Source organism: Flavobacteriales bacterium (assembly GCA_016716605.1).
Lineage (GTDB): Bacteria > Bacteroidota > Bacteroidia > Flavobacteriales_F > PHOS-HE28 > PHOS-HE28.
In genome coordinates this window covers 2088806-2111452 of record JADJWA010000001.1, presented here as the reverse complement: position 1 = coordinate 2111452, position 22647 = coordinate 2088806, and the positions used below count along the sequence as shown (strand labels likewise).

General features: G+C 58.9%; 15 protein-coding genes. 6 read left to right on the top strand and 9 right to left on the bottom strand.

Translation table 11 applies throughout. The features are described from left to right. Window positions 1–37: 37 nt before the first annotated feature. Entirely contained in the window at window positions 38–2764 is a 2727-nt protein-coding gene (locus tag IPM12_08460; protein MBK9147835.1) for a DUF4062 domain-containing protein, read from the bottom strand. A gap of 187 nt (window positions 2765–2951) precedes the next feature. On the opposite strand from IPM12_08460, the gene IPM12_08455 reads away from it, so the two are divergent. The 3 genes from IPM12_08455 to IPM12_08445 are packed head-to-tail and all read left to right on the top strand — an operon-like array spanning window position 2952 to window position 4530. After that, the gene (locus IPM12_08455) at window positions 2952–3371 is read left to right on the top strand and encodes a hypothetical protein (protein ID MBK9147834.1); all 420 of its coding nucleotides are present in this window, start codon (window positions 2952–2954) and stop codon (window positions 3369–3371) included. A gap of 10 nt (window positions 3372–3381) precedes the next feature. Further along, a complete protein-coding gene (locus IPM12_08450; GenBank protein MBK9147833.1) occupies window positions 3382–4053 on the top strand; it encodes a hypothetical protein in 672 nt (223 codons plus the stop codon). A 33-nt stretch (window positions 4054–4086) separates the two neighbouring features. Further along, entirely contained in the window at window positions 4087–4530 is a 444-nt protein-coding gene (locus tag IPM12_08445) for a thioesterase family protein (GenBank protein ID MBK9147832.1), read from the top strand. 68 nt (window positions 4531–4598) lie between these two features. Here IPM12_08445 and IPM12_08440 read toward each other — a convergent pair whose 3' ends face one another. The 4 genes from IPM12_08440 to IPM12_08425 form a co-directional block, all read right to left on the bottom strand. Further along, entirely contained in the window at window positions 4599–6701 is a 2103-nt protein-coding gene (locus tag IPM12_08440; protein ID MBK9147831.1) for a hypothetical protein, read from the bottom strand. Between the two features lie 136 nt (window positions 6702–6837). Then, on the bottom strand, window positions 6838–8778 hold the full coding sequence (locus IPM12_08435) for a tetratricopeptide repeat protein (GenBank protein ID MBK9147830.1): 1941 nt from the start codon (window positions 8776–8778) through the stop codon (window positions 6838–6840). 35 nt (window positions 8779–8813) lie between these two features. Continuing rightward, window positions 8814–10835, bottom strand: a complete 2022-nt coding sequence (locus IPM12_08430; GenBank protein ID MBK9147829.1) for a hypothetical protein — start codon at window positions 10833–10835, stop codon at window positions 8814–8816. Then, on the bottom strand, window positions 10832–12775 hold the full coding sequence (locus IPM12_08425) for a tetratricopeptide repeat protein (GenBank protein MBK9147828.1): 1944 nt from the start codon (window positions 12773–12775) through the stop codon (window positions 10832–10834). The genes IPM12_08430 and IPM12_08425 overlap by 4 nt, the downstream gene beginning before the upstream one ends. Before the next feature lie 224 nt (window positions 12776–12999). Between IPM12_08425 and IPM12_08420 the strand changes: the two genes are divergently transcribed. Beyond that, a complete protein-coding gene (locus IPM12_08420) occupies window positions 13000–13296 on the top strand; it encodes a hypothetical protein (protein ID MBK9147827.1) in 297 nt (98 codons plus the stop codon). 193 nt (window positions 13297–13489) lie between these two features. On the opposite strand, the gene IPM12_08415 is transcribed toward IPM12_08420, so the two are convergent. Both IPM12_08415 and IPM12_08410 read right to left on the bottom strand, forming a co-directional pair. Then, the gene (locus IPM12_08415) at window positions 13490–14629 is read right to left on the bottom strand and encodes a T9SS type A sorting domain-containing protein (GenBank protein MBK9147826.1); all 1140 of its coding nucleotides are present in this window, start codon (window positions 14627–14629) and stop codon (window positions 13490–13492) included. Window positions 14630–15603: 974 nt separating this feature from the next. Continuing rightward, window positions 15604–16899 (bottom strand): HEAT repeat domain-containing protein, encoded by a 1296-nt coding sequence (locus IPM12_08410; GenBank protein MBK9147825.1) that lies wholly within the window; start codon window positions 16897–16899, stop codon window positions 15604–15606. A 290-nt stretch (window positions 16900–17189) separates the two neighbouring features. Here IPM12_08410 and IPM12_08405 point away from each other — a divergent pair, with 290 nt between their 5' ends. Both IPM12_08405 and IPM12_08400 read left to right on the top strand, forming a co-directional pair. Beyond that, the gene (locus IPM12_08405; protein MBK9147824.1) at window positions 17190–17939 is read left to right on the top strand and encodes a hypothetical protein; all 750 of its coding nucleotides are present in this window, start codon (window positions 17190–17192) and stop codon (window positions 17937–17939) included. A gap of 306 nt (window positions 17940–18245) precedes the next feature. Further along, window positions 18246–19619, top strand: a complete 1374-nt coding sequence (locus IPM12_08400) for a beta-lactamase family protein (protein MBK9147823.1) — start codon at window positions 18246–18248, stop codon at window positions 19617–19619. A gap of 271 nt (window positions 19620–19890) precedes the next feature. On the opposite strand, the gene IPM12_08395 is transcribed toward IPM12_08400, so the two are convergent. Next, a complete protein-coding gene (locus IPM12_08395; protein ID MBK9147822.1) occupies window positions 19891–20592 on the bottom strand; it encodes a DUF4386 family protein in 702 nt (233 codons plus the stop codon). A gap of 108 nt (window positions 20593–20700) precedes the next feature. Beyond that, complete coding sequence (locus IPM12_08390) at window positions 20701–22629, bottom strand: tetratricopeptide repeat protein (protein MBK9147821.1); 1929 nt, start codon at window positions 22627–22629, stop codon at window positions 20701–20703. Between the last annotated feature and the right edge of the window lie 18 nt (window positions 22630–22647).

Below are 22647 nucleotides of genomic sequence, written 5' to 3'. Positions count from 1 at the left end.
CTGCGAGGTGGATCGCCCATGTGATCGATGGCAGGTTTCAACCGTGCAGCGCCAGCACGATCGCTTCCGCCAGGCCCATACGCTTTCCGTCGGCGTACCACTGCTGTTCCTGGTCACCATCGAGCCGCGCACCCATCGCCTCCTTCAAGTGCGCGTACTGCACCTTCTGTATCCCAATGAGCGGATACGCCGCGGCTTCGATAGTAGCGTCCAGTACTCCCAATAGTTGGATCGCCTTGCTGGCATCGCCCTGAACCGCGAATAGGACCGCAGCTGCGGCTACGGCGTTCAACTCTGTCTCGCTCTCTCCCGCATGTCGGGCATGCTCCAGACCTTGACGGAGAGCCATGGCCGCCGCTTCGGGATCATTGTTCCGTAGTAGCGCATAGCTCAATACCTGTTTGGCGGACGATTTTGCCGATTGATACCCCTTTGGTGGCAGCAAGGTGTATAGGGCGCGTGCCTCGCGCGCCAATCGCTGCCAGTCACAGCCGGATTCGTTCGCTTGATGGCCGAAGCGCATGAGGCGGCTGGTGGCGAGGATGAAGATCATGCCCTCTTCTTCCGCGATACGTTCGGCGCGGTCCAGGTTCGCCAGGACGATGTCCATCCGGCCCTGCTGGCGATAGTGCTCGCCGGACCAGAGCAGCATCATGCAGCTCATGAACTTGTCACCGTGCTTGCTCACGATGGCCGTTCCACGCTCGATCTTCTCGCCGGCATCGGTATGCCCCACATAGCAACCATAGCAGCCGGCCATGCCGATGGCTTCACCCAAGGAAGCCTCATCACCGTTGGCCTCTGCGACCCGTGCGGCCGCTTCCAATAATTCGAAGCCCTGGTCCATGCGGAACTGGAACATGTGGTTGTTGGCGGTCCAGATGAGGGCACGCGCCTTCACCCGCGGGTTAATGTCCGGCAACTCCCACAGGCCCTTGTCGTGGATCCGTGATGCCTCATTGACCTGGGTTGCTTCAGAAAAACCGCCGCGATTGATCCAGTACACCATGAAATTCGGGATGAAGCGCCATGCCTGCTCCCATTCCCCCCATCGGCAGAAGTCCTGGAAGGCCTCCCGGATGTTCGCGTTCTCATGTTCGATCACATCGAGCCATGCATCCCCGTTGCGGAGCCAGAGCTTGCCGTCCATCTCCATGATCAGCCTCAGGTAGTATCCCGCGAAACGACGCCTCGTCTCCTCCGCCTCGGGTGCCGCGTCGAGCATCTCCAATGCGTACTCGTGCACGGTCTGCAACATGCTGAAACGTGGCTCCGCATTGCCCGGAAGCGTCTCCGGCTTGATGAGGCTCACATCCAGCAGTCGCTCGACCATCTCTTCGATGTCCACGTCCTCATTGGCCAGCACCGCATCAGCCGCCTCCATGGTCCAGCTGCCGCGGAAGAGGCCCAGCTGCCGGAACACGCGCTGCGTGTCCTCCGTGAGCAGCCGATAGCTCCACTCGATGGCGCCACGCAACGTGCGTTGCCGCTCGGGCAGGTCCTTGTGGCCCTTGTTCACCAGGTCCAGCGTTTTGCCGATGCGCGCAAGCAGCGCGGCGGGTTGGAAAAAGCGGGTGCGTGCGGCAGCGAGCTCGATGGCCAACGGAAGGCCGTCCATGCGACGGCAGATATCGATGATGGCCTCGGCATTGTCGCGATCAAGGGCCATGGCCGGGTTCACCTCCAGTGCGCGTTCCACGAAGAGCCGGGTGGCTGGCCATTCCTGGAGCTTGGCGTAATCGACGGGCGCATCTACTTCTGGCAAGCCGAGCGTGGACAAGTGGTACAGCCGCTCGTGGCGCAGGTGCAGCGATGTGCGGCTGGTCACCAGCACCTTCAGGTCCTTGCACCGGTCCAGCAGCTTGCCCACCAATGTGGCCGCATCGGTTATCTGTTCGAAATTGTCGAGGATCAGCAGCAGCTGTTTGTCGCTCAGGTATTCCGCCAGGGTGTCATCCAGCGCCTGTTTGCCGCTGTCCTGCAGGTCCAGCACATCCGCGATCGCGGCCGCGACCAGTCGGTGATCCGTGACCGTAGCGAGCTGAACGAAGGCGATGCCATCGTTGAAGTGCTCCTTCGCACGATGACCGATGTGGATGGACAGGGTGGTCTTGCCCGTGCCGCCCGCACCCAACAAGGTCACGAGGCTCGTGTCCGGCTTCCGCAGCAGATCGTCCACGCGTTGCAGGTCGTCCTCGCGACCGATGATCTCCGACCGGATGCGCGGCAGCACGTCGATGCGGTGGTGGCCCTGGTCTGCTGTCGCTGACGCGGTCGGCTGTTGTTGTTGGAAGAGCGCGTTCTCAAAACTCTCCGACATCAGTACCGAGAGGTCGTTCTCGATGAGGCCGCGGAGTTCCTCGGCATCGGTGAAATGCTGGTAGCAGGCGGTTTCGCTTCGCTCGATATCCTGCAAGAGTCCATGCAGCCGCTCCTGTCGCTCGTTGGACCTCTTCACATAGATGAGCTTCGGCTTGCGGTCCCCACAGAGCCGGTACTCATCCTCCAATCCACTGATCTCCGCGCCCGGCGCCACCCAGCCGTAGCTGTTCCAATAGATACCAAGGAAAATGTGGCTTTGGTCCAGGTAAGCCGAGTACAGGTCGCGCGGCGGATGGGGGCGCGCGCCGGCCTCAAAGAAAACGGGGATCAGCCGCAGGTTGGTGATGGCTTCACGTGCAGCGCGGCGTTCATCGGCGAGCTCGTTGATCGTGCTGCTGATGAAGACGCGTACGCGTTGGTCGGGGGTCTTGATGATGGCCATTGATCTCGCCTAGCCGGATCATGTTGCACATGCAAGGTTAACGATGCGAAATGAAGGGTGTCATCGAAATGTGCATGGCATCCCGATACCGGCCGTGCAATGATGTTCCCTGCGACATTGGGCAGATCGACCCTGTGACCTTCATTCAGAAGTGATTCCTACATTCACATTCTTAAAAACACCGACCATGAAGGACCTGATGCTCATTCTTCACTTCATCGGACTGGCCATGGGCTTGGGCACCAGCTTCGGGTTCATGTTCCTGGGCATCGCCGCGTCGCGGATGGAGCCTGAGAAGGGCCGTGCCTTCATGGTCCAGGTTTTCGCGTTGAGCCGCATGGGCCACATCGGCCTGCTGCTCCTGACCGTTTCCGGCGTGTACCTGCTCTGGCCATTGCTGTCGGTGATCGGGGAGATGCCTTTATTGATCGCCAAGCTGGTGCTCTTCCTGGTGCTCGGCGCGCTGATCGGGATCATTTCCGCCAAAGCCCGCAAGGCCCAGGAGGGCGATACCGAGGCCCAATTGAAGGCGATCGCGCCATTGGGTCGGCTGAGCCTGCTCACCACGCTGACCATCGTGATCCTCGCCGTCTTGGTCTTTCACTAAAGCTTGAACCATGAGTGAACATACCCCAGCCATCGCCCGCACCGCTGCTTGGACGGGTTTGCTCGGATCCATCTGCATGCTGGCCGGAGCCGCGCTTCTGGGCAGCACCGGAGCGGACCTTGATCAGGCGATGCTCGATGACGACATCACAGGGTATCTCACGGTCGCCGCGGCTGCCCGTACGCAACTCATCGTGAACCTGTCAATATGGATCGTTGGTGTGTTCCTGCTGGGCATCGCGGCGCGCTTGATGGCTCAGCTCAGCAGCAACTCCACGGTCATGGCTCACCTGGTGCGTTACAACTACGGCGTGGCCATACCGCTCGTCATCGCATCGTACATGGCATGGATGGCGGTTGTGGTGCGCGGTACCTTGATGGATCAAGCCTCGGCCGCACCGGTGGCTGAAGTGGTCGGATGGTTCGGCGTGATGGCCGACTGGGTGGCCACCATCATGGTGCTGGGCCTGGGTCCTTGGTTGATCGCACGATCGGGATATGGGACATGGGTGCCGCAGTGGCTCTTCACCTGGGCGCATCTCTGCTTATTGGCTGGCGCCATGAACCTGCTGGCGATGTACGCCGGCGGACTCACCACGTATGGCTTCGCGGTGATCCCGGTGGGCATGGGCTGGATGATCGCGGCTTCCATCGTCCTGTTCAAGGTGGCGCGGAAGGACTGACGATCGCGATCGCACGGAGGAGAACCGACCGCTATGCCGAACGATGCATCCCACTACCGCGCGCGGGTCGCGCTGCGTTGGGCCGATATCGATGCCAACTTCCATGTGCGGCACACGGTGTTCTACGATCTTGGTTCGGAGCAGCGGATCAACTTCCTCGCGGCACATGGCGTCACCATGGGCTACATGCAGGAGCAGGCCTTCGGTCCGGTGCTTTTCCGGGAGGAATGCCGCTTCCTGAAGGAAGTGCGGATCGAGGACGCGATCGACATCGAAATGGCCATCACCGGTCTCAGCCGCGACTTCCGGAAGTTCGGGTTCGAGCATCGCATCCTGCGCGGCGAGGAGCGCTGTACCGTGCTGCGCGTGGAAGGAGCGTGGTTCAATGCTTCCACACGCAGGGTCTTCGTGCCGCCTCAACCAGTGATCGACGCCTTGGAGGGCGCGCCTCGCACGGAGGATTTCTCCTGGTCGTGAAGTTCGGTCGATCCATACCACCAGATCCCGAATGACCGGGATCGGATCCTGATCCTGCGAATTCGACATCAGGCACCGGACGCACCATCGTGCACGAAGTACATCTCCATCTCGCCCTTGCCCTTCGCCTGCACTTTTCCGCGCGGGGTGAACATGAAGCCCGGCTCGTTCTTCACCAGTTCATAGGTGGCCTCGCTGATGTTCACTTGTCCAACTTCACCACTGCTCTCCATGCGGCTCGCCGTGTTCACCGTATCGCCCCAGATGTCATACTGGAATTTCTTTACGCCCACGATGCCCGCGACGACAGGGCCGGTGTGGATGCCGATGCGGATCTCGAAGTAGGGGAGGCCCGCCGCCACTTTCCGTGCCTTGCCTTCGGCGATGAAGTCGCGCATCTCGAACGCGGCCTTGATCACATCCGTGGCGTGCGTGGTGTTCGGTGTGGGTAAACCGCCTGCGGCCATGTACGCATCACCGATGGTCTTGATCTTCTCGATGCCGTACTTCTCGCAGATATTGTCAAAGGCACTGAAGCACTCGTGCAGGTCCTTTACCAGGTCCTTGGGCGTGAGTATTTCGCTCATCGCCGTGAAGCCTTTGAAGTCGGTGAAGAGCACGGTTACCTGATCGATGTGGACGGCCTCTGCGGTGCCTTTCGCTTTCAGTTCTTCCGCGACCTCTTCCGGTAGGATGTTCAACAGGAGTTCCTCTGAGCGGCGCATGGCCTGCGTGATGATCAAGTTCGCGCGTTGTTTGGACCGGTAACTGCGCCAGGCGACGAGGGCCAGTGCGGTCACCAACACAACGACCGCGAGGACGGAATACAGCATGGATCGCTGCTGTTTCAGTTGGGCTTGCTGTTGTTGTATCTCCAGCGCATCGTCCCGCTCCTTCAGTTCGCGCTCGTAGGCGGCGACCTTCCTTGAATCGAAGACGGATTTCAGGGAGTCACCGATCCGGACATAGTCGCTCAGGAGGACCAGTGAACGCTGCACCTGCCCCGTTTCCGCGTATCGCGTCGAAAGTTCCTTCCGGTACTTCTGCATGAAGCGGATCAGATGCTCGTCATCGGCCTGTTGCAGCGCAAGCTCCAACGCCTGGATGGCTGTGGTGCGATCACCCATGGCCCATGCGAAGCGATAATGGCTGAACGCGACCTCGATCTCTCCCTTCACGGATGAGATGCGCATGGGAGCGAGAGCGGCAAGGGAGTCGAGCATGGAGAGGTAGTGCCCGGCACTGTCCGTTCGACCTTGCTCCAGGTGGATGGTGAACAAATTCTGCACACTGGGCGCGACCAATTGCGGTACGGCCCTTCGCCAAAGCGGTCTGCCCATCTTCAGTGTGGCCAGAGCGCCTGTGGTGTCCCCTTTCATCAGCAGGATCTCCGAAAGCCCGGCGTAAGCGAAGAGCAGATTGCCCATGTTGCCGCATTTCATGTTCTCATCGACCGCCTGTCTTCGATAAGCCTCCGCCTTGTCCAGATTCCCCCAGGTCATATACATGGTACTCACCGGCGCCAACTGATTGGCGTATCCGACCGGGTCGAACTCTGCGAAGAGCTCCCGCGCTCGGAGGTAGTGCTCGATCGCTTTCTCCGTCTGTCCCGTGAGGTAGAAAAAGCCGGCCAGGCCGTGGTGGCAAGCACCCGTGTTCCGCAGGGGGCCATGCTTTTCATAGTAGGCCAGCTTGTCTTTGTAGAATAGATGCTTCTCCTCCTGTAGACCGGCATCGTTGTATACCATGCGTATGAGACCGAGCGGCGAAAGGAATCCCTGCTCCACCTTGATCCTGTCCAATCGATCAATGCAGGACCTGAAGCTTTCCAAGGCCTCGTCGTAGCGCAACGCCTGGTATGCCTCCAGGCCGGTGATCAGGTCCGCGTAAGCTTCGCCCTGCGCATCGTGCAGGCGTTCGGCCATCTCCACCCCCGCACGCAAGTGAGCCAGGGCTATCGTATTGTCCAACAGGTCGATGTGGACCTCGGCAAGTCGAATATGGATCCGGATCCGGACAAGGTCGTTCTGTGCGCCTTGCAATTCGGCCTCCAGCGAATCCTGCAACAGGGGATACTCTTGTGCCCGCGCTTGACCCCAAGTTGCAGTCAGAAGGATCCCGCCCAGGAACCACTGGCGCAGGCGGTTCAGGTTGTAGCCGTATGGCACCATGCGAGGATCACGCTTTGCGATGGCGTCCGTACTGCACGTGACACGTCGCCGTGGGGAAGGTAGACCGATGGATCGACAAGGATAGGGTCAGCGTCGGACCGCTAGTGACGCGAATAGCGGCTTCGGATGTCCGCTCCTATGTCCGCTCCACGAAGTACATCTCCATCTCCCCCTTCCCCTTCGCCTGCACTTTGCCACGCGGGGTGAAGGTGAGGCCCGGTTCGTTCTGCACTAGCGCATACGTCGCCTCGCTGATGTTCACTTGGCCCACCTCGCCGCTGCTCTCCATGCGGCTGGCGGTGTTCACCGTGTCGCCCCAGATGTCGTAGGCGAACTTCTTCACGCCCACGATGCCGGCCACAACAGGACCGGTATGGATGCCTGCACGCATGGTGAACGCGGGCTTGCCTTGCGCATCGCGTTCCTTCTTCCGTGCGACCATGAACGCCTGCATCTCCAATGCCGCGTGCACGACCCCCGCCGGTGTGGATGCGGAAGGATCAGGCAGGCCGCCTGCGCACATGTACGCATCACCGATGGTCTTGATCTTCTCGATGCCATGCGCGGTGATGATACCATCGAACGCCATGAAACAGGTGTTCAACTCCTCTACGAGCTCCTGGGGTGACATCATCTCGCTGGCCTGGGTGAAGCCCTTGAAGTCGGTGAACAGGATGGTGGCCATGTCGAAGTGCCTGGCCTTGGCAGAGCCGGTATCCTTCAACTCCTCCGCAACCTCCTCAGGCAGGATGTTCAGCAGCAGTTCATCGCTGCGCTCTTTTTCCCTGCCAATCCGATTGCGCTGGATGAAGAATACCACGGCAAAGACGGCCACCAAGGAGAAGCCCCCCATGAATCCGTTGCGAACGAGTTTCTGCCGCCGGAGTTCCTCAGCGGCGATAGCGTCCTTCTTATCCTGCTCGGCCCGGGTCGCCGCCTCCTTCTTGTCGAACGTGTACCGCATCTCCAACTCGGTCAGCTTCTTGGTGTTCTCCGAATTGAAGATGCTGTCACGCACTGCGATCATCCTTTCATGGTACGTCAGTGCCGCATCACCATCGCCTCTAACCTTATGTGCATTGTACATGCACGCACATCCGCTCATCTGTTCCTGCAAGGCATCGATCTCCTCGGCCATCCGGAGTCCTTCACCGCAAAAGTCCAGTGCCCGACCAAGTCGTCCTTGCGCCAGGTAGGCGTCCCCTATGTTGATCAGAGAAATCGAAATGAGATCCCTGTCGCCGGATGAGCGACCAAGCTTCAGGCTCATCTCGAAGTACTCGATGGCGCGTGGATAGTCCTTCAATTCCATGTGCACATCACCAATATTGATATAGCTGTTCGCGATGCCGGGCACATCATTCAACTTTTCCTTGATCGCCAGGCTTTCCTTGTGCTTGTCAAGCGCTCTTAGAAGGTCTCCTTCGTCGAGGTGGATGTTCGCGATGTTGTTCAGGATGTTGGCAACACCACCCTGGTCTTCGAGCATTTCAAAGTAGCGGCTGGCCTGATCGTAGTAGTCAAGGGCCTTGGGGTAGTCCTTCAGTTTGTAATAGATGATGCCGATGTTGGTCAGGCAGTTGGCACTGTTCGGCTTGTTATCCAACTCCTCGAATATCCTCAACCCCTTCTGGAAGTACTCCAATGCCCTCGGGAAGAACCCTTGGTCCATGTAAATGATACCAAGATTGTTCAAGAAGCTGGCACTGTTGTTCCTGTTCCCGCTTGCTTCCGAACGCTTCAGACCTTGCATGTACTTCTCCGTAGCGGATGAATAATCGCCCAGCATCACATAGGCTGTCCCCTCGAGCTTGAAAGCGATCTCGTCCGCTGCTGGGTAGGACCGATCTTGGCCAAAGCTGCGCAGCGTGCCCGCCAGGACCAACGCGCTGTCGGGTTCGGTGAACAGGAATCCCTCCACGATATAGTCGGTGAAGGCATCGACCCGAACGGAGTCGGATCGGGACCCGTCCTGCCATACCGCGTGGAGGGAGTCAAGGTCCTGCGCCAAAGCCTCACCTGCTCCAGCGAACAGGAGGGGACCAAGGAGTGCAAGCAGGACCGGTCTTTGTTTCATGACAACATCAGCTCGCGCGCTCGGATGGTTCATCTTCATGGTTCACGGCGCTGCACAAAGTACATCTCCAGCTCCCCCTTGCCCTTGGCCTGCACCTTGCCGCGCGGGGTGAACGTGAACAACCGATCGCCGAGCGGAGTCGCGGCGTCCTTCACCAACGCATACGTCGCCTCGCTGATGTTCACCTGCCCCACTTCTCCGCTGCTCTCCATGCGACTGGCGGTATTCACCGTATCCCCCCAGATGTCGTAGCTGAACTTCTTCACACCCACGATGCCAGCTACAACAGGGCCAGTGTGGATGCCGATGCGGATCTCGAAATAGGGAAGTCCCGCCGCGATCTTGCGGGCCTTGCCTTCGGCGATGAAGTCGCGGATCTCCAAGGCGGCCTTCACGGTATCGATCGCGTGCGTGCTGTTCGCCACCGGCAGGCCTCCCGCCGCCATGTAGGCATCGCCGATGGTCTTGATCTTCTCCATGCCGTGCTTCGCGATGATGTTGTCGAAGGCCGTGAAGCATTCGTTCAGGTCGTGCACCAGCTGTTCGGGGCTCAGGTTCTCCGAGTAGGCCGTGAAGCCTTTGAAGTCGGTGAACAGCACGGTGGCTTGATCGATGCGCTTGGCATCAGCCGCTCCTTTTTCCTTCAGCTCCTCCGCCACCTCCTCTGGCAGGATGTTGAGCAAAAGCTCGTCGCTGCGCCGGCGGGCCGCCGCGATGCGGTTCCGCTGGCGATAGATGATGATCCCGAACAGGATGGACCCGAGCAAGGCGACGAGGATGGCATTGCGGACCAAGCGCTGGCGCTGTTCCTTGCGTTCGCGTTCGGCACGTTCGATCAGTTCCTTCTTCTCCGCCTCGTAGCCGAATTGCAATCCGGCCAGGCGGTGCGCGTTCCTTCGGTTGAAGAGACTGTCGCGGATGCTGAAATGCTCCTTCAGTTTCCAATAGGCAGGGGCCAGATCACCGCGTGCACTGTCCAAGGATTCCGCGCTTTTCAGATAGGTCATGTACGGCACCCTGCTCTCCAACTGCGTGGCCAGTTGGGCGGCCTTCTCCAGATACGGTCCGGCCTCATCCGGCATCCCCTGCTGAACGAGCACATCCGCTGCGCGGCAGTACGCTTCGACGACATCCACCTTCTCATTGATGGATTCGAACAATGCGATGGCCTCCTGGAACTTTTCCAACGCACCCGGCCGATCGCCTTCTGCCAGCAGAACCCGCCCAAGACCGGCGGTGCCAACGGCCATGTGGTCCGTGTTGGCCAGGGATCGCGCGTAGCGGTACGTGGAATCGAAATAGGATCGAGCTCGTTCCCGATCGCCCAGATCCAGGTGTGTTCGGCCGATGCTGCCCAGCACGCTCATGAGGTTCACCGTGAATCCGGCCTCCTTCAGCAGCCGCGCGCTCCGTTCATTGTAGTACAAGGCCTTGTCCAGCTCGCCCATCTCCGCGTAGGACTCAGCGATGTTGGACATCTCGATGGCCGCATCGGCGCTGTCGCCAACCTGTTCAAAGGCTTCCAGGGCCTTCAGGTTGTAGGCCAGCCCGCCCACCTGATCGCCCAGGTGGCCCTTGGCATAGGCCATGTGGCTGTACGCGTGTCCCTGGTACTGCACCTCACCCAACCGCGTATAGGTATCCAGCGCCTCCTGGAATGCCTTCAGGGCCGCTTCATAAACTCCTTCGTCCGAATAGGACATGCCCGTGTAGATCGTCGCCAGGGCCGCGTTCACTTCCTGTTGGGCCTCATGGAAAAGATCATGGGACTTGCGGTAGTATTCCCGGGCACGGTCGCGATCACCGGTGATCGCATGGACCTTCCCCATCTTCAGCATGGCGGAAGCCAGTTCTTGGCCCTTCCCCACCTGGGCGGCCAGCCGCTCCAGCTCCGCTTCATCGTCCAAGGCCTTGGTCACATCGTGGTGAATGGCCCACTCGATCGAATCGTTCAGGGCCACCAGTGTACGCAGTGCCGTGCTGTCCACCTGCTGGGCATGCGCCGCGTGTGCAAGAAGCAGCAGCGCGATCGCCATATGTCTTGAAATGATCTTCATTCCTTTAACAGTTCGGTTCGTTCCACAAAATACATCTCCATCTCCCCCTTACCCTTCGCCTGCACCTTGCCGCGCGGGGTGAAGGTGAGACCGGGCAAGTGCTTCACGATCTCATAGGTCGCCTCGCTGAGGTTCACCTGCCCGACATCGCCGCTGCTTTCCATCCGTGATGCCGTGTTCACCGTGTCGCCCCAAATGTCATAGCTGAACTTCTTCACCCCCACGATGCCCGCTACGACCGGTCCGGTGTGGATGCCGATGCGGATCTCGAAGTAGGGCAACCCCGCCGCGATCTTCCGTGCCTTGCCTTCAGCGATGAAGTCGCGCATCTCTAGAGCGGCTTCGATCACATCCATGGCGTGGGTGGTGTTCGGCGTGGGCAGGCCACCGGCGGCCATATACGCATCGCCGATGGTCTTGATCTTTTCGATGCCGTACTTCTCACAGATGTTGTCGAAGGCGCTGAAGCATTCGTGCAGGTCCTTCACCAGCTCCTTCGGGCTGAGCCTCTCGCTCATCGCCGTGAAACCTTTGAAGTCGGTAAAGAGCACGGTGACCTGATCGATCAACTTGGCCTCCGCTTCACCCTTCAACTTCAACTCCTCCGCGACTTCCTCCGGTAGGATGTTCAGCAGCAGTTCCTCACTGCGCTTCTTCTCCTTGCCGATGCGGTTGCGTTGCGTGAGGAACACGACAGCGAACAAGGCCACCAACACGAAGCCGCCCATGAAGCCGTTGCGTACCACCTTCTGCCGGCTCAACTCCTGCGCGGCCACGGCATCCTTCTTCTCCTGTTCGGCCTGGGTGGCAGCCTCCTTCTTGTCGAACTCGTACTGCATCTCCAGCTGCGTGATCTTCTTGGTGTTCTCCTCATTGAAGAGACTGTCCTTGAGCACGACCATCTGTTCATGGTATTCCAAGGCCTTCGCATCATCACCGATGGCCTTGTACGCGTCGTACAGGCATTGACAGCCGCTCTGTTGTTGCGCCAGAACGTCGATCTCCCTGGCCAGTGCAAGACCTTCAAGGCAATACTTCAGGGCGAGGCTCTTCGTGCCTTGTTTCAGGTAGATACTACCCATGTTGTTCAGGCTGGCCGCAATGCCCTCCTTGTCGGCCAGTTCTTCGAAGATCGGAAGGGCCTTTTCGTAGTATGCCAACGCACTGGTGTGATCACCAAGTTCGTCGTGTACAAGGCTGATGTTGCCCAGAGCATTCGCCTGCCCATACCTGTCCCCGAGTTCTTCCTGCATGACCAGTGCTTTCTCATAACTCTCCAAAGCGCGGGCGTATTTCTTCTGGCCAAAGAGAACGATGCCGAGATTGCCCAGCGTTTGCGCGGCGCCTCGTTCATCCCCGAGTTCTTCATAGATCGCCAGGGCCCTTTCGTAGTGATCCATTGCGCGTTCCGCTTCGCTCTGGTCGTTGATCAGAAGGCCGATGTTGTTCAAGGCCATGGCCATGCCTCGCCGGTTCCCGATCTCTTCCTGGATCTTCAAGGCCTGCGTGTAGTAGTCCAGAGCCCGTGGAAGATCGCCCTGATCACTGTACACGATGCCGATGTTGTTCAGGCTCAACGCGGTGCCCTGCCGATCCCCGATCTCCCGCCTGATCGCCAGGGCCTTTTCGTAGCACTCCATAGCGCGCGCGTAGTTGCTTTGGTTGGCATGCGCGACCCCTTGGATGTTGTAACCACTACCCGCAGCCATGGGATAATCGTGCTCTCGCGCATAGTCCTGCAGGGCTTCCGCCAATGCGATGGCACTGTCGGGCATGGAATAGAGGTAGCCGTTCCAGATACGGTCCAGGTAGGCCTTCACCCGGATGGAATCCGGTCGGGAAGGATCTTGCCAGATGCGGTAGAGGGAGTCCAGATCGGGCTGGGCCGCGATCGGTGTGGAAAGCGCCACCAACGCTGCGAGCAGGGATCGGGCGATCATACGCTCGTGATCATTGGACCGGTGAAACTAACCGCTTGCATGATCAACACCAATACCCACAAAGGGTGGCTGGGTCCGAACAGGCCTGTTCCGCGAAGCACATCTCCATCTCGCCCTTCCCCTTCGCCTGCACTTTTCCGCGCGGGGTGAAAGCGAGCCCACGTTCGTCCTTCACCAACCTGTACGTCGCCTCGCGGATGGCTCCTGAGAGGGGCCGTGCCTTCATGGTCCAGGTGTTCGCGTTGAGCCGCATGGGCCACATCGGCCTGCTGCTCTTGACCATATCCGGCGTGTACCTGATCTGGTCATTGCTGTCGGTGATATGGGAGATGCCTTTGCTGATCGCCAAGCTGGTGCTCCTCCTGGTGCTCGGCGCGCTGATCGGGATCATATCCGCCAAAGCCCACAAGGCCCAGGAGGGCGATACCGAGGCCCAGTTGAAGGCGATCGCGCCATTGGGCCGGCCGAGCCTGCTCACCACGCTGACCATCGTGATCCTCGCCGTATTGGTCTTTCACTAAAGCTTGAACCATGAGTGAACATGCACCAGCCATCGCCCGCACCGCTGCTTGGACGGGTTTGCTCGGATCCATTTGCATGCTGGCCGGAGCCGCGCTTCTGGGCAGCACCGGACGGTGCGACATGGAGCGAATGTTGCCCGGGCAGGTGAGTATCACCTTCCGGTCGAAGCCCCACAATGCTGCTGATCGGATCCTACTCCTTCACGAACCGAACTACATGACGTTGCTCCGCCACCTTGATCACGAAGGAATAGACGCCTGGTGAAAGATGGCCGATATCCATGCGGATACCCCGACTTCCGGGCATCTGCTCGGCATATACGGCCTGGCCCATGGCGTTCCAGAGTGCGATGCTTGGTGTGCCGGTCACGTGGTCCAATTGGAGTGTGATGTTCTCCGTCGCAGGGTTGGGATGGGCCACGATGGTCGAGATCGCATCATCAGTGCTTGGGAGCCCGGTGGGCAGGCACTGGGCGAGCACCACGGGCACACTTTCGCAGCCTGTGGCGTTGAGGTAGATGCCCGAGGAAAGATTTGCGATCAAGTGGTCGCACACCGCTTGCACATTGCAGACCGATAGGACCGGGTTGTTGTTGATCTGCATGTGGTCCGGAACGTTGATCAGGTGGTCGAAGGCACTGATATCGGAAAGCACATCGTTGTACCAGATCAGAAAGAGATGCACATACGAGAGCGAGTTGAAGCCGGTAATGCTGGACAATGCTTCGTTGTTCCCAATGGTCAGTGTGCCGCCGATACTGTCCAGCGCGTTGAAACCACTGAGGTTGGTGAGCGCATCATTACCGGTGATGGTCATGTTGCTGTCCACCTGCACGAGGGAGCTGAAACCGCTGATATGCTGCAATGCGGGCCCACCGGAATTCAGGGTGAAGTGCTTGACACGTGCAAGGCTGTTCCCGCCGGTCATGTTCGTGGCATTGTTCGCCCCGAAGTAGAAACGGCCGCCCACGTAGTCCAGGTCGTTCGGAGCCGTTGCTACCGATGATTGATCGGTTTGGATCAGCAAGCAATCGCCATACACCGAATCCAACTGGTTGATGCCGTTCGGCGTGAAATCGGTGAGTGCGAAGAACTGGAGATCGCCACCGACGACCGAGAGCTGTCCAAGGCCTGATGCGTTCCGGATGCTGTCACAACTGGCGATGAACACATCACCTGAGACCCGGTCCAGTTCATCGAGCCCGGACAGGCTTTGCAAGCGCTGGCAATTCTGGACCAACAGGTCGCCACCGATGTGGTCCAGACTGTTGAAACCCGTGAAGTCGAAGGGACCTGGGTAGGTATTGCTCCAATCAAGATTCCCGGAGATCACGTCCAGGTTCGTAAAACCACTGAGGTCCGTAATGCCGAAACCTGAAATGACAAGGTCGCCGGGTAGTGTGTCGCAGTTGGAGTAGGAGGCCGCATACGCATCCGCGTCTGTTTGGCTGGCAATGGAAAGGTTCCCTGCGGGACACTGGGCCAACCCAAGTTGAGCAAAGCAACAGACGATAGTACCAAGAAGGATCTTCATGGCGGTAAGACGGCTGCGGTGGGGTTCAGTTGCTTACTTCGATCGGCCGGTATTCGGCGGTACACCGTTCCATACGTGCCAACCTGCGCATGCGGATGAAGTGCCGGATGGAAGCACCGACGTTGACAGCTATTGCGCATGCGCGAGCTATTGTAGAGGGATCCGTCCGTGAAAACGATCCGCGACGCCGTCCAATGCGAAGGACCCATTCGCTAAGAAGAAGAACGGAGTTCAAGATGAGCATCATGGTGATCAGGAAGTAACAAGGCCTGAACCCGTCATGGCCCTTCCTACTGTCGGCCTCGGTTAGTGCATGATGCGTGCTCAGGTTGCTGAGTTGGAACACCGCATGGGCGCATGCCTCAATACTTCACGAACCGCAAGTGCTTTTGGTCGGCACCAGCACCCAAGCGCACTATCTGGACGCCATCCGCGTATGCGCTGAGAGCGATGAAGTTCGCGTCGCGCCGAGCTCCCATTCGCAAGGATCCGTCTTTGGGCATCAAGCAGCGTCCAGGGTCCGCCACCATGCGGTACCGCTTCATAGGACATTTCCCTTGCGAGATCTAGATAGAGGGAATGCACAACCGATCATACCTCGTTAGAACTGATACCATGGGAAGGATCGGTCACGAACAGCAGGAATCCGCTGGCATTGTTCACGCTTATAATTGAACGGCCTTCAACCTGGTGATGCCATACTGCCTTACGGTCCAGGTCATTCGGATCGAACGCAAGGACCCCTCGCGTATACATCTAGCCTAAGAAACACCCTACTGCTTTCTCTCCTTCAAGTAGGCCTGCAACGTGGCCAGGTCCCGATCGAAGCTCCTGCCGCTGATCTGTTCCACCACCACCCAGGCATTCGCGACATACCCAACGTTCCTTGGGTCCTCCTTAGCGATGTAATTGGCCAGGTCGTGCAACGACCGTTCGTTGCCAACCTCGGCCAATCCACGGACGGCCTGGGTGCGAACACCGAGGTCGCTATCCAACAGGCTTTTGTACAGCAGGCCGCGCGAATCATCCGTATCGAAGAACTGCAAGGCATCAACAGCGGCTTCCCGCACCCATCGGTCCGGTGACGTGCGCAACGGCTTCAGCAGGTCGAAGTACCGTTCGTCCGCGTACGCGCCGATGCCGTAGGCCACATCGCGCTGGATCTCCGGATCACGATGGCGGGAATAGCGGTGGAACAGTTCCCCGGCGCGTGGATCGCCGGTATCGAAGTAGTGGTCGAGCAGGCTTGATAACTGGGGGTCGGGCTGCAGGCATTGGGCGTAAAGCACATCCCGCGCCGTGTCGGTGTTCAGCTCGGCTAGGTGCAGCATCGCCTCTCCGCGCACCAGTTCGTCCTGCACCGTATCCTGCACCAGTCGGATGCACAGTGCGGTGATGTCCGGGCTTTCCAGCTTCAGCAATTGGTCGAAGAACCGGGCCTCGGCGATCTGCTGACGCTTTGCAAAGTTCTCCCGCTCACAATAGCGGATGGGCGCTCGCCCTGTGCTCATCGCCGTCGGCACGGTGCGGTCGTGTATCAGCACGTTGTCAACCACTACCTCCAAGGCATCCGGCCATTCGTTCAGCCGGTAGCACTCCTCGTCCCAAGTATGTTGGAGACGCGGAATGATGAAGCGCTGCATCAGCAGTTCCTCACCGGGTTTCAGCACCCGGCCAAGGTCGACCTTGGGCCACCACCCACCAGCCGATCCTCGAAGGATCACCTCGTCCGGTACGTAATGCATCGTTGCCGGTTCCACGCGGTAGCACTCGCCCAGGCTCTCGTAGCGTACCTCGGTCCGGAATTCTGCGTTCACCGAACCGGTCTCCCGCTTGCCTTGGTAGCGCACCAACAGGTCGCACTTCACGCTGAATGCGTCCGCGTCCAGCACCAGACCGAATTGCACGCCATCCACCTCTGGACCCCAATGCACGTCCCTTGCGTCGTGCGTGATCGCATGAGGGACCGAAAGCCCCCGCAGCTTGGCCTGTCCGGCGGAGCCCTGCACTTGGGCGCTGAGCGTGATCGCGTGGGCGAGTGTAAAACCAAGTAGGGGTATCCGGTTCATCGTTCGACTTCGTTGTTCTGAGGATGCGGTCCGGATGCGGATCGCACACGTTCACCATGCAAGGCTACCGAACGGCACACATTTTCAGCCACCGTTCATGAGATCGGACTGCCGTAGCTTTATTCCCTGCCAAGGTTCCCCGATGCAATTCTTCCTTCTTCAACTTGGCACAAGCTTGCCAACTGTGCGTTCTGCGGAGGAGTTGGTCGACCTTTACGAGATCGCAGGAAACAATGGCTTGAGCGACGGCCCGGGGTTCCGGCTCACCACCCCTGATCTTCATTAGGTCCATGGCTTTGCGCAACGCATGGATCGTAGCCTGCATGGTCACCGTTCCAATGATCGCGCAACGGTCCGCTTTCGATATGGGCTTTGCTTCGGGTACGCACGTGAGCCGGTCCGAGGGGATCGGGGGAGCGAGTACCTCATTGCTTGGCTGGTCGCTCGGCGCGATCGTGCGGACGGACCTCGGAGCGCTGTGGGGAATGCCCGGTGCAGATGCCGCGAACTGGTATTCTGAGACCGGATTGCTCCATGTGCGGCAGGGTATCGGGAACGCCAACACAGCGGAGGATGCAAGTTTCCGATACGGCCAATGGGAGTTGCCGTTGGTCTTGGTCGCCAAGACGAGTCGCAATCGGCTGCCAGCTGGATGGAAGCGCAACAAGTTGAACCTCGTTGGGCGCTTCGGTGTGGTGCTCTCGGCACGGTCCGCAAGCTCGTTCACGCGCACGATCGATATTGCAGGTGAACCCTTTGATGAGCGGATCACTCTGGATCCCTTCACGATCTACTTCACAGGAGGCGTCGGCATGGAACGTACCCTGAAGCGATCATTCATCGGCTTCGGTCTTTTCCTGCATGGCCCACTTGGTCGCTCGGCGACCGTGATGCTTACCGATGCGATGGCCCGCGAACAACAGTACAACCACCGGGGTGCGTATGTCTCCATGGATACGTGGATCCTCTTGGACAAGGTCCGCATCGGTCCGTTGAAGCGAAGCTATCGCGGAGCGAAGTGGTGGGAGAACCACGAGTAACGATCACATGCCTCCGGATTCCCTCGGCTTCATCGTCATACGCGGGGCCACGGCATGGATCCCCCGAACAGTCGTTGTATCGGCACCGCCTACCGCAGCAGGCTGTTCTATTTTTGGCACTTGCAAAGCGTACGACCTTTCGACGTTTCCGCCACGACAATGGTCCGATCGATGAGGTGAGCACGATCCACGATCCAAGGACCGTTCGATCTCGATCCTGAAAGGTGCTCACAGGGTCATTTTTCAAGGAGGCTACCTTGACACCGCAATTCTTCAGATCATGACCAAAGGAAGCTCCTGCCCACAATGCCGATCGGCGATCACTCCATGAGGGCCCCCTGGTCGCTTCTTCTGGCGCTGGGCATGACGGTCTGGTCGGGGTGTACGACCCGTTCCGACGAACGTACTGTTGACCTAAGGCCGACAACCGATCTGGATGGGCCGGCCGGTGTGATCGACGCGTACTTCACCGCGTTGACGTCCATGAACAAGTTCAATGGTGTGGTGCTGGTGAAGGAGGGGGATGGTCTTGTTCTTTACAAGGCATACAACCTAGACCCGGATACGGGGAGCAGCCTGCGCGTGGATCGGGAGAGCCAATTCGATATTCATTCGGTTTCCAAGCTCTTCGCGCGATACCAGCTCCATGAAATGGAGCAGAACGGTGAATTGGATCCTGCTACGTCGCTTGCGGAATACCTACCTGAGTTTCCACGGGCCAGGGAGATCACCATCGCGATGCTGATGCAGCATCGGTCCGGCCTGCCGCGGGAGATGAGCCAGTTGCCCGAGAAGGCCGTCGATCTGGATGTTGTTTCGATCCTGGAGGTGGCGGCCAAGGAGAAGTTGGTCTTCGAACCAGGAACTGACGAGCAGTACTCGAATATCGGGTATGCCATTCTCTACTACCTCATCGGGAGGAAGGAGGACAGGGGGTATTCACAAGCCTTGATCGATGACGTGCTCGTACCGCTGGGCATGAAGGCCTCGGGGGCTCATTTCGACACTGATCACAAGAACATCCATCGCCTTGCCAGGAACCATGAACTGAAGGACTCCGTGTTCGTGCAAGTGCCGAACATCAAGGATGAGGAGCTGCGTTTGGCCAGGGTCTATTCAACGGCCATGGATCTACAGCGTTTCCTTGACCATCTTCGTTCTGGTGGATCCGGTATCCTGCTTGCCGACAGCGGAGGGGTGATCCAGCAGAGTGGCGGCTCCGATGGCATCCGCGCCCACGTCCATCTCGATCTCAACACCAATAGGAGCTACGTGCTGCTCTGTAACATGGATGCCATTCCGTTCATGGAAACGCTGCGCGACATGAAGCGCATGCTGAACGGCGAGGCCGTGGAACCACCCCGTGCCCTGCATCGCGAAGCGAAAGCAGTGCCGCTGGAGATCTTGAACACGTATGCCGGAACGTACGCGTTCCGTGATATGGACGCTCTTCAGTTGAAGGTCGAAGTGTTGGGCGCTGGACTGGTCGTGTTGCAGGACGGTGAGCGAATAGCTGAGCTGCAAGCTGAGAATGACAGCGTGTTCTTCGCTGAACCTGACGAGGCCGAGTCGTTCGAATTCAAGAGAAGCGACGAGGGTGGGTACTACCTCCTGATGGGGTGGCGGGGAGTGAAGTTGAAAGGAGTTGCCGTGAGCACTGCGGGTCGAGATCCTCGGTGAAAGCTGCACCGGGAACGGTCACGCGGTCCCCATAAAGCACATCTCCATCTCCCTATTCCCCTTCGCCTGCACTTTTCCGCGCGGTGTGAAGACAATGGGTTGTCGGTTGTCAGTTGCCCGTCGCTGCTGTCCAAAGTGCGGGGGGGTGACCGACAACAGACAACCGATCACCGACAACCAACCGATAGGTCGCTTCACTGATATTCACCTGTCCCTTCACCGCTGCTTTCTCCTGGTAGATCGGGACGAAGACACATGCGGCTTGACATGTTCACGGTTTCGCCCGTCGGAGCATGCGCGCACCCAGTACGATCAGCCAGATCATGCTAGATGGCGCAGCGAAGCCGAGGATCCCCATGGCGGGAACCAGCACGAAGGAGAAACTGAGCAACAGGCAGCTCGCGTTGACCGCGGCCCAGATGAGCATCCAACGCGGCAGCATACCGGCCCGGTGCGCAGCGGCGGCCAGGAAGGTGTGGCCCAGTATGATGATGAAGAGCGGACCGAAGATGTTGTTCACCACCTCCCATTGGAAGATCCGGAAGGTGGCGTAGGTGAGGATCGCACCTGCTTGTTCCGGCATTTGCTCCGATTGGAAGACCACTTGGTTCATCAGGCTCAGTTGTTCCACCATGGTCAATACCGCTAACGGGACACCCACCAGATAGCCGAACAAGGAGACCATCCTTCGCCAGTCGTTGCGGTCGACCAGGCGATGGATGCACAAGGCCATCAGGAGCATGCACGCGAAGCCGAGCACGGGCAGGGCATGGATCGCGTGCGATAGTCCCGGGTTCGCACGCACATTGCCGATCCAGGTCTCGATGGACCCGCCGTGGATCGCATCGGGTACGAAGAAGATGCCATGTGAATCTGCCGCTACCGCGAAGGAGAGGATCAGGAGGCCGGCACAGATGGCGGCGATCCCGGCGAGGCGGTACAGTCCGGCGTGCGATGTGGTGTCTTGTTGCATGGCGGTAGGAATTTGGTTACCGAAATTAACGATCTGGAGGAATGGTACAGAATGATGGTATGGTGCATATCAACCTGAGCGATATGCTGAAGATGATCCCGTTCCGGATCACGTCCTTCCAACGAAGTACATCTCCATTTCCCCCTTCCCCTTCGCCTGCACTTTTCCACGCGGTGTGAACGCAAGCCCCGGTTCATCCTTCACCAACGCGTAGGTGGCCTCGCTGATGTTCACCTGCCCCACTTCGCCGCTGCTCTCCATGCGGCTGGCGATGTTCACCGTATCGCCCCAGATGTCGTACTGGAACTTCTTCACGCCTACGATGCCGGCCACCACCGGGCCGGTGTGTATGCCGACCCGGATCTCGAAGAAAGGGAGGCCCGCTGCGACTTTCCGCGCCTTGCCTTCGGCGATGAAGTCGCGCATCTCCAATGCCGCATTGATCACATCGGTGGCGTGCGTGGTGTTGGGCGTGGGCAAACCACCAGCGGCCATGTACGCATCGCCGATGGTCTTGATCTTCTCGATGCCATGCTTGGAGGTGATCATATCGAATTCCGAGAAACAGAGGTTCAGGTCGTTCACCAGATCCTTCGGGCTCAGCACTTCGCTCATCGCCGTGAAGCCCTTGAAATCGGTGAAGAGCACGGTGACCTGATCGATGTGCACAGCCTCGGCCGAGCCTTTGGCCTTCAGCTCCTCCGCCACTTCTTCGGGCAGGATGTTCAGCAGGAGTTCTTCGCTGCGCGCTTTCTCCTTCCCGATGCGGTTGCGCTGTGTGAGGAACACACCGGCGAACAGCAGCACCACGGCGAAGCCGCCCATGAAGCCGTTGCGCACCAGCTTCTGCTTCTCCATTTCCTCTGCGGCCACGGCATCCTTTTTCTCCTGTTCCGCCTGTGTCGCGGCCTCCTTCTTGTCGAAGGTGTACTGCATCTCCATCTGCGCCAGCTTCTTGGTGTTCTCCGTGTTGAGCAGGCTGTCCTTAAGAACGATGTACCGTTCCAGGTACTCCAGTGCCTTGGTGCTGTTCCCGGATAGTTGATGATATCGGTAGAGGCACCTACAGGCCCTTGTCTGGATATCCATGATCCCGTTCTCCTTGGCAATGAAAAGGGCATCCTCGCAATACGGCTGGGCAAGCCGTTCGTTGCCTTGATCCAGGTGAATGGTGCCAATACCGGCCAGAGAGGTCGCGATACCCCACGGCAATCCCAGTTCTCTCTGGATCGCCAGAGCGGCTTCAAAGTGTTCCGTTGCACGGGCGAAGTCACCTTGATCACGGTACGACTCAGCCATATTCGAAAGCACCTGCGCAGCGGTCACCCTGTTCCCGCTTTTTTCCATATGCGCGAGGGCCCTTTCATTGTATTCCAGGCTGCGGGTCTGGTCCCCTTGATAACCGTAGACATTCGCGATCTGGCCCTCTATTGTTGCGATCTGCCCTTCATAGCCGCCCTCTTCAGCAATGACCAGCGCCTTTTCCAGGTATTCCAAGGCTTGTGGGAGATCTTGCTGGTCCGTGTACACCTGTCCAATGGCTATCAATGCGTTCATGTGGATACTGTGATAACCGAACTCCTCACTCATCGCGCGAGCTTTTTGCAGGTACTCCAAGGCGAGGGGAGCGTAACCAAACAGCGAATAGGTGAGGCCGATATTGCCGAGGCTGCCTGCAATGCCCAGGTTGTCCCCGATGGATTCCCGGATCGCCAGTGCCTTCTGAAAATATTCCAAGGTGTGCGGGACGTCGCCTCGCACCAAGTAGGCGTTGCCTTGAATGTTGAACCCTTCCGCAGCAGCCTTCGGGTAGTCATGCTCCTCGGCGTAGCGGTGCAGCGCGGCTACCAGCACCTCAACGGTGTCCGGCTTGGAGTAAGCGAAGCCCTGAAGAACGTAGACCTTGTAGGCAGCGAGCCGAACGGAATCCGTATGGCTTTCATCCAGCCAAACGGCGTAGAGCGAGTCGAGGTTGGTCTGGGCGTTCGCGAATTGAACGGGGCCGAGCAGGAGGACAAATGCAACGAGGCTGCGCATCGGGTTGGGTTCTTACTC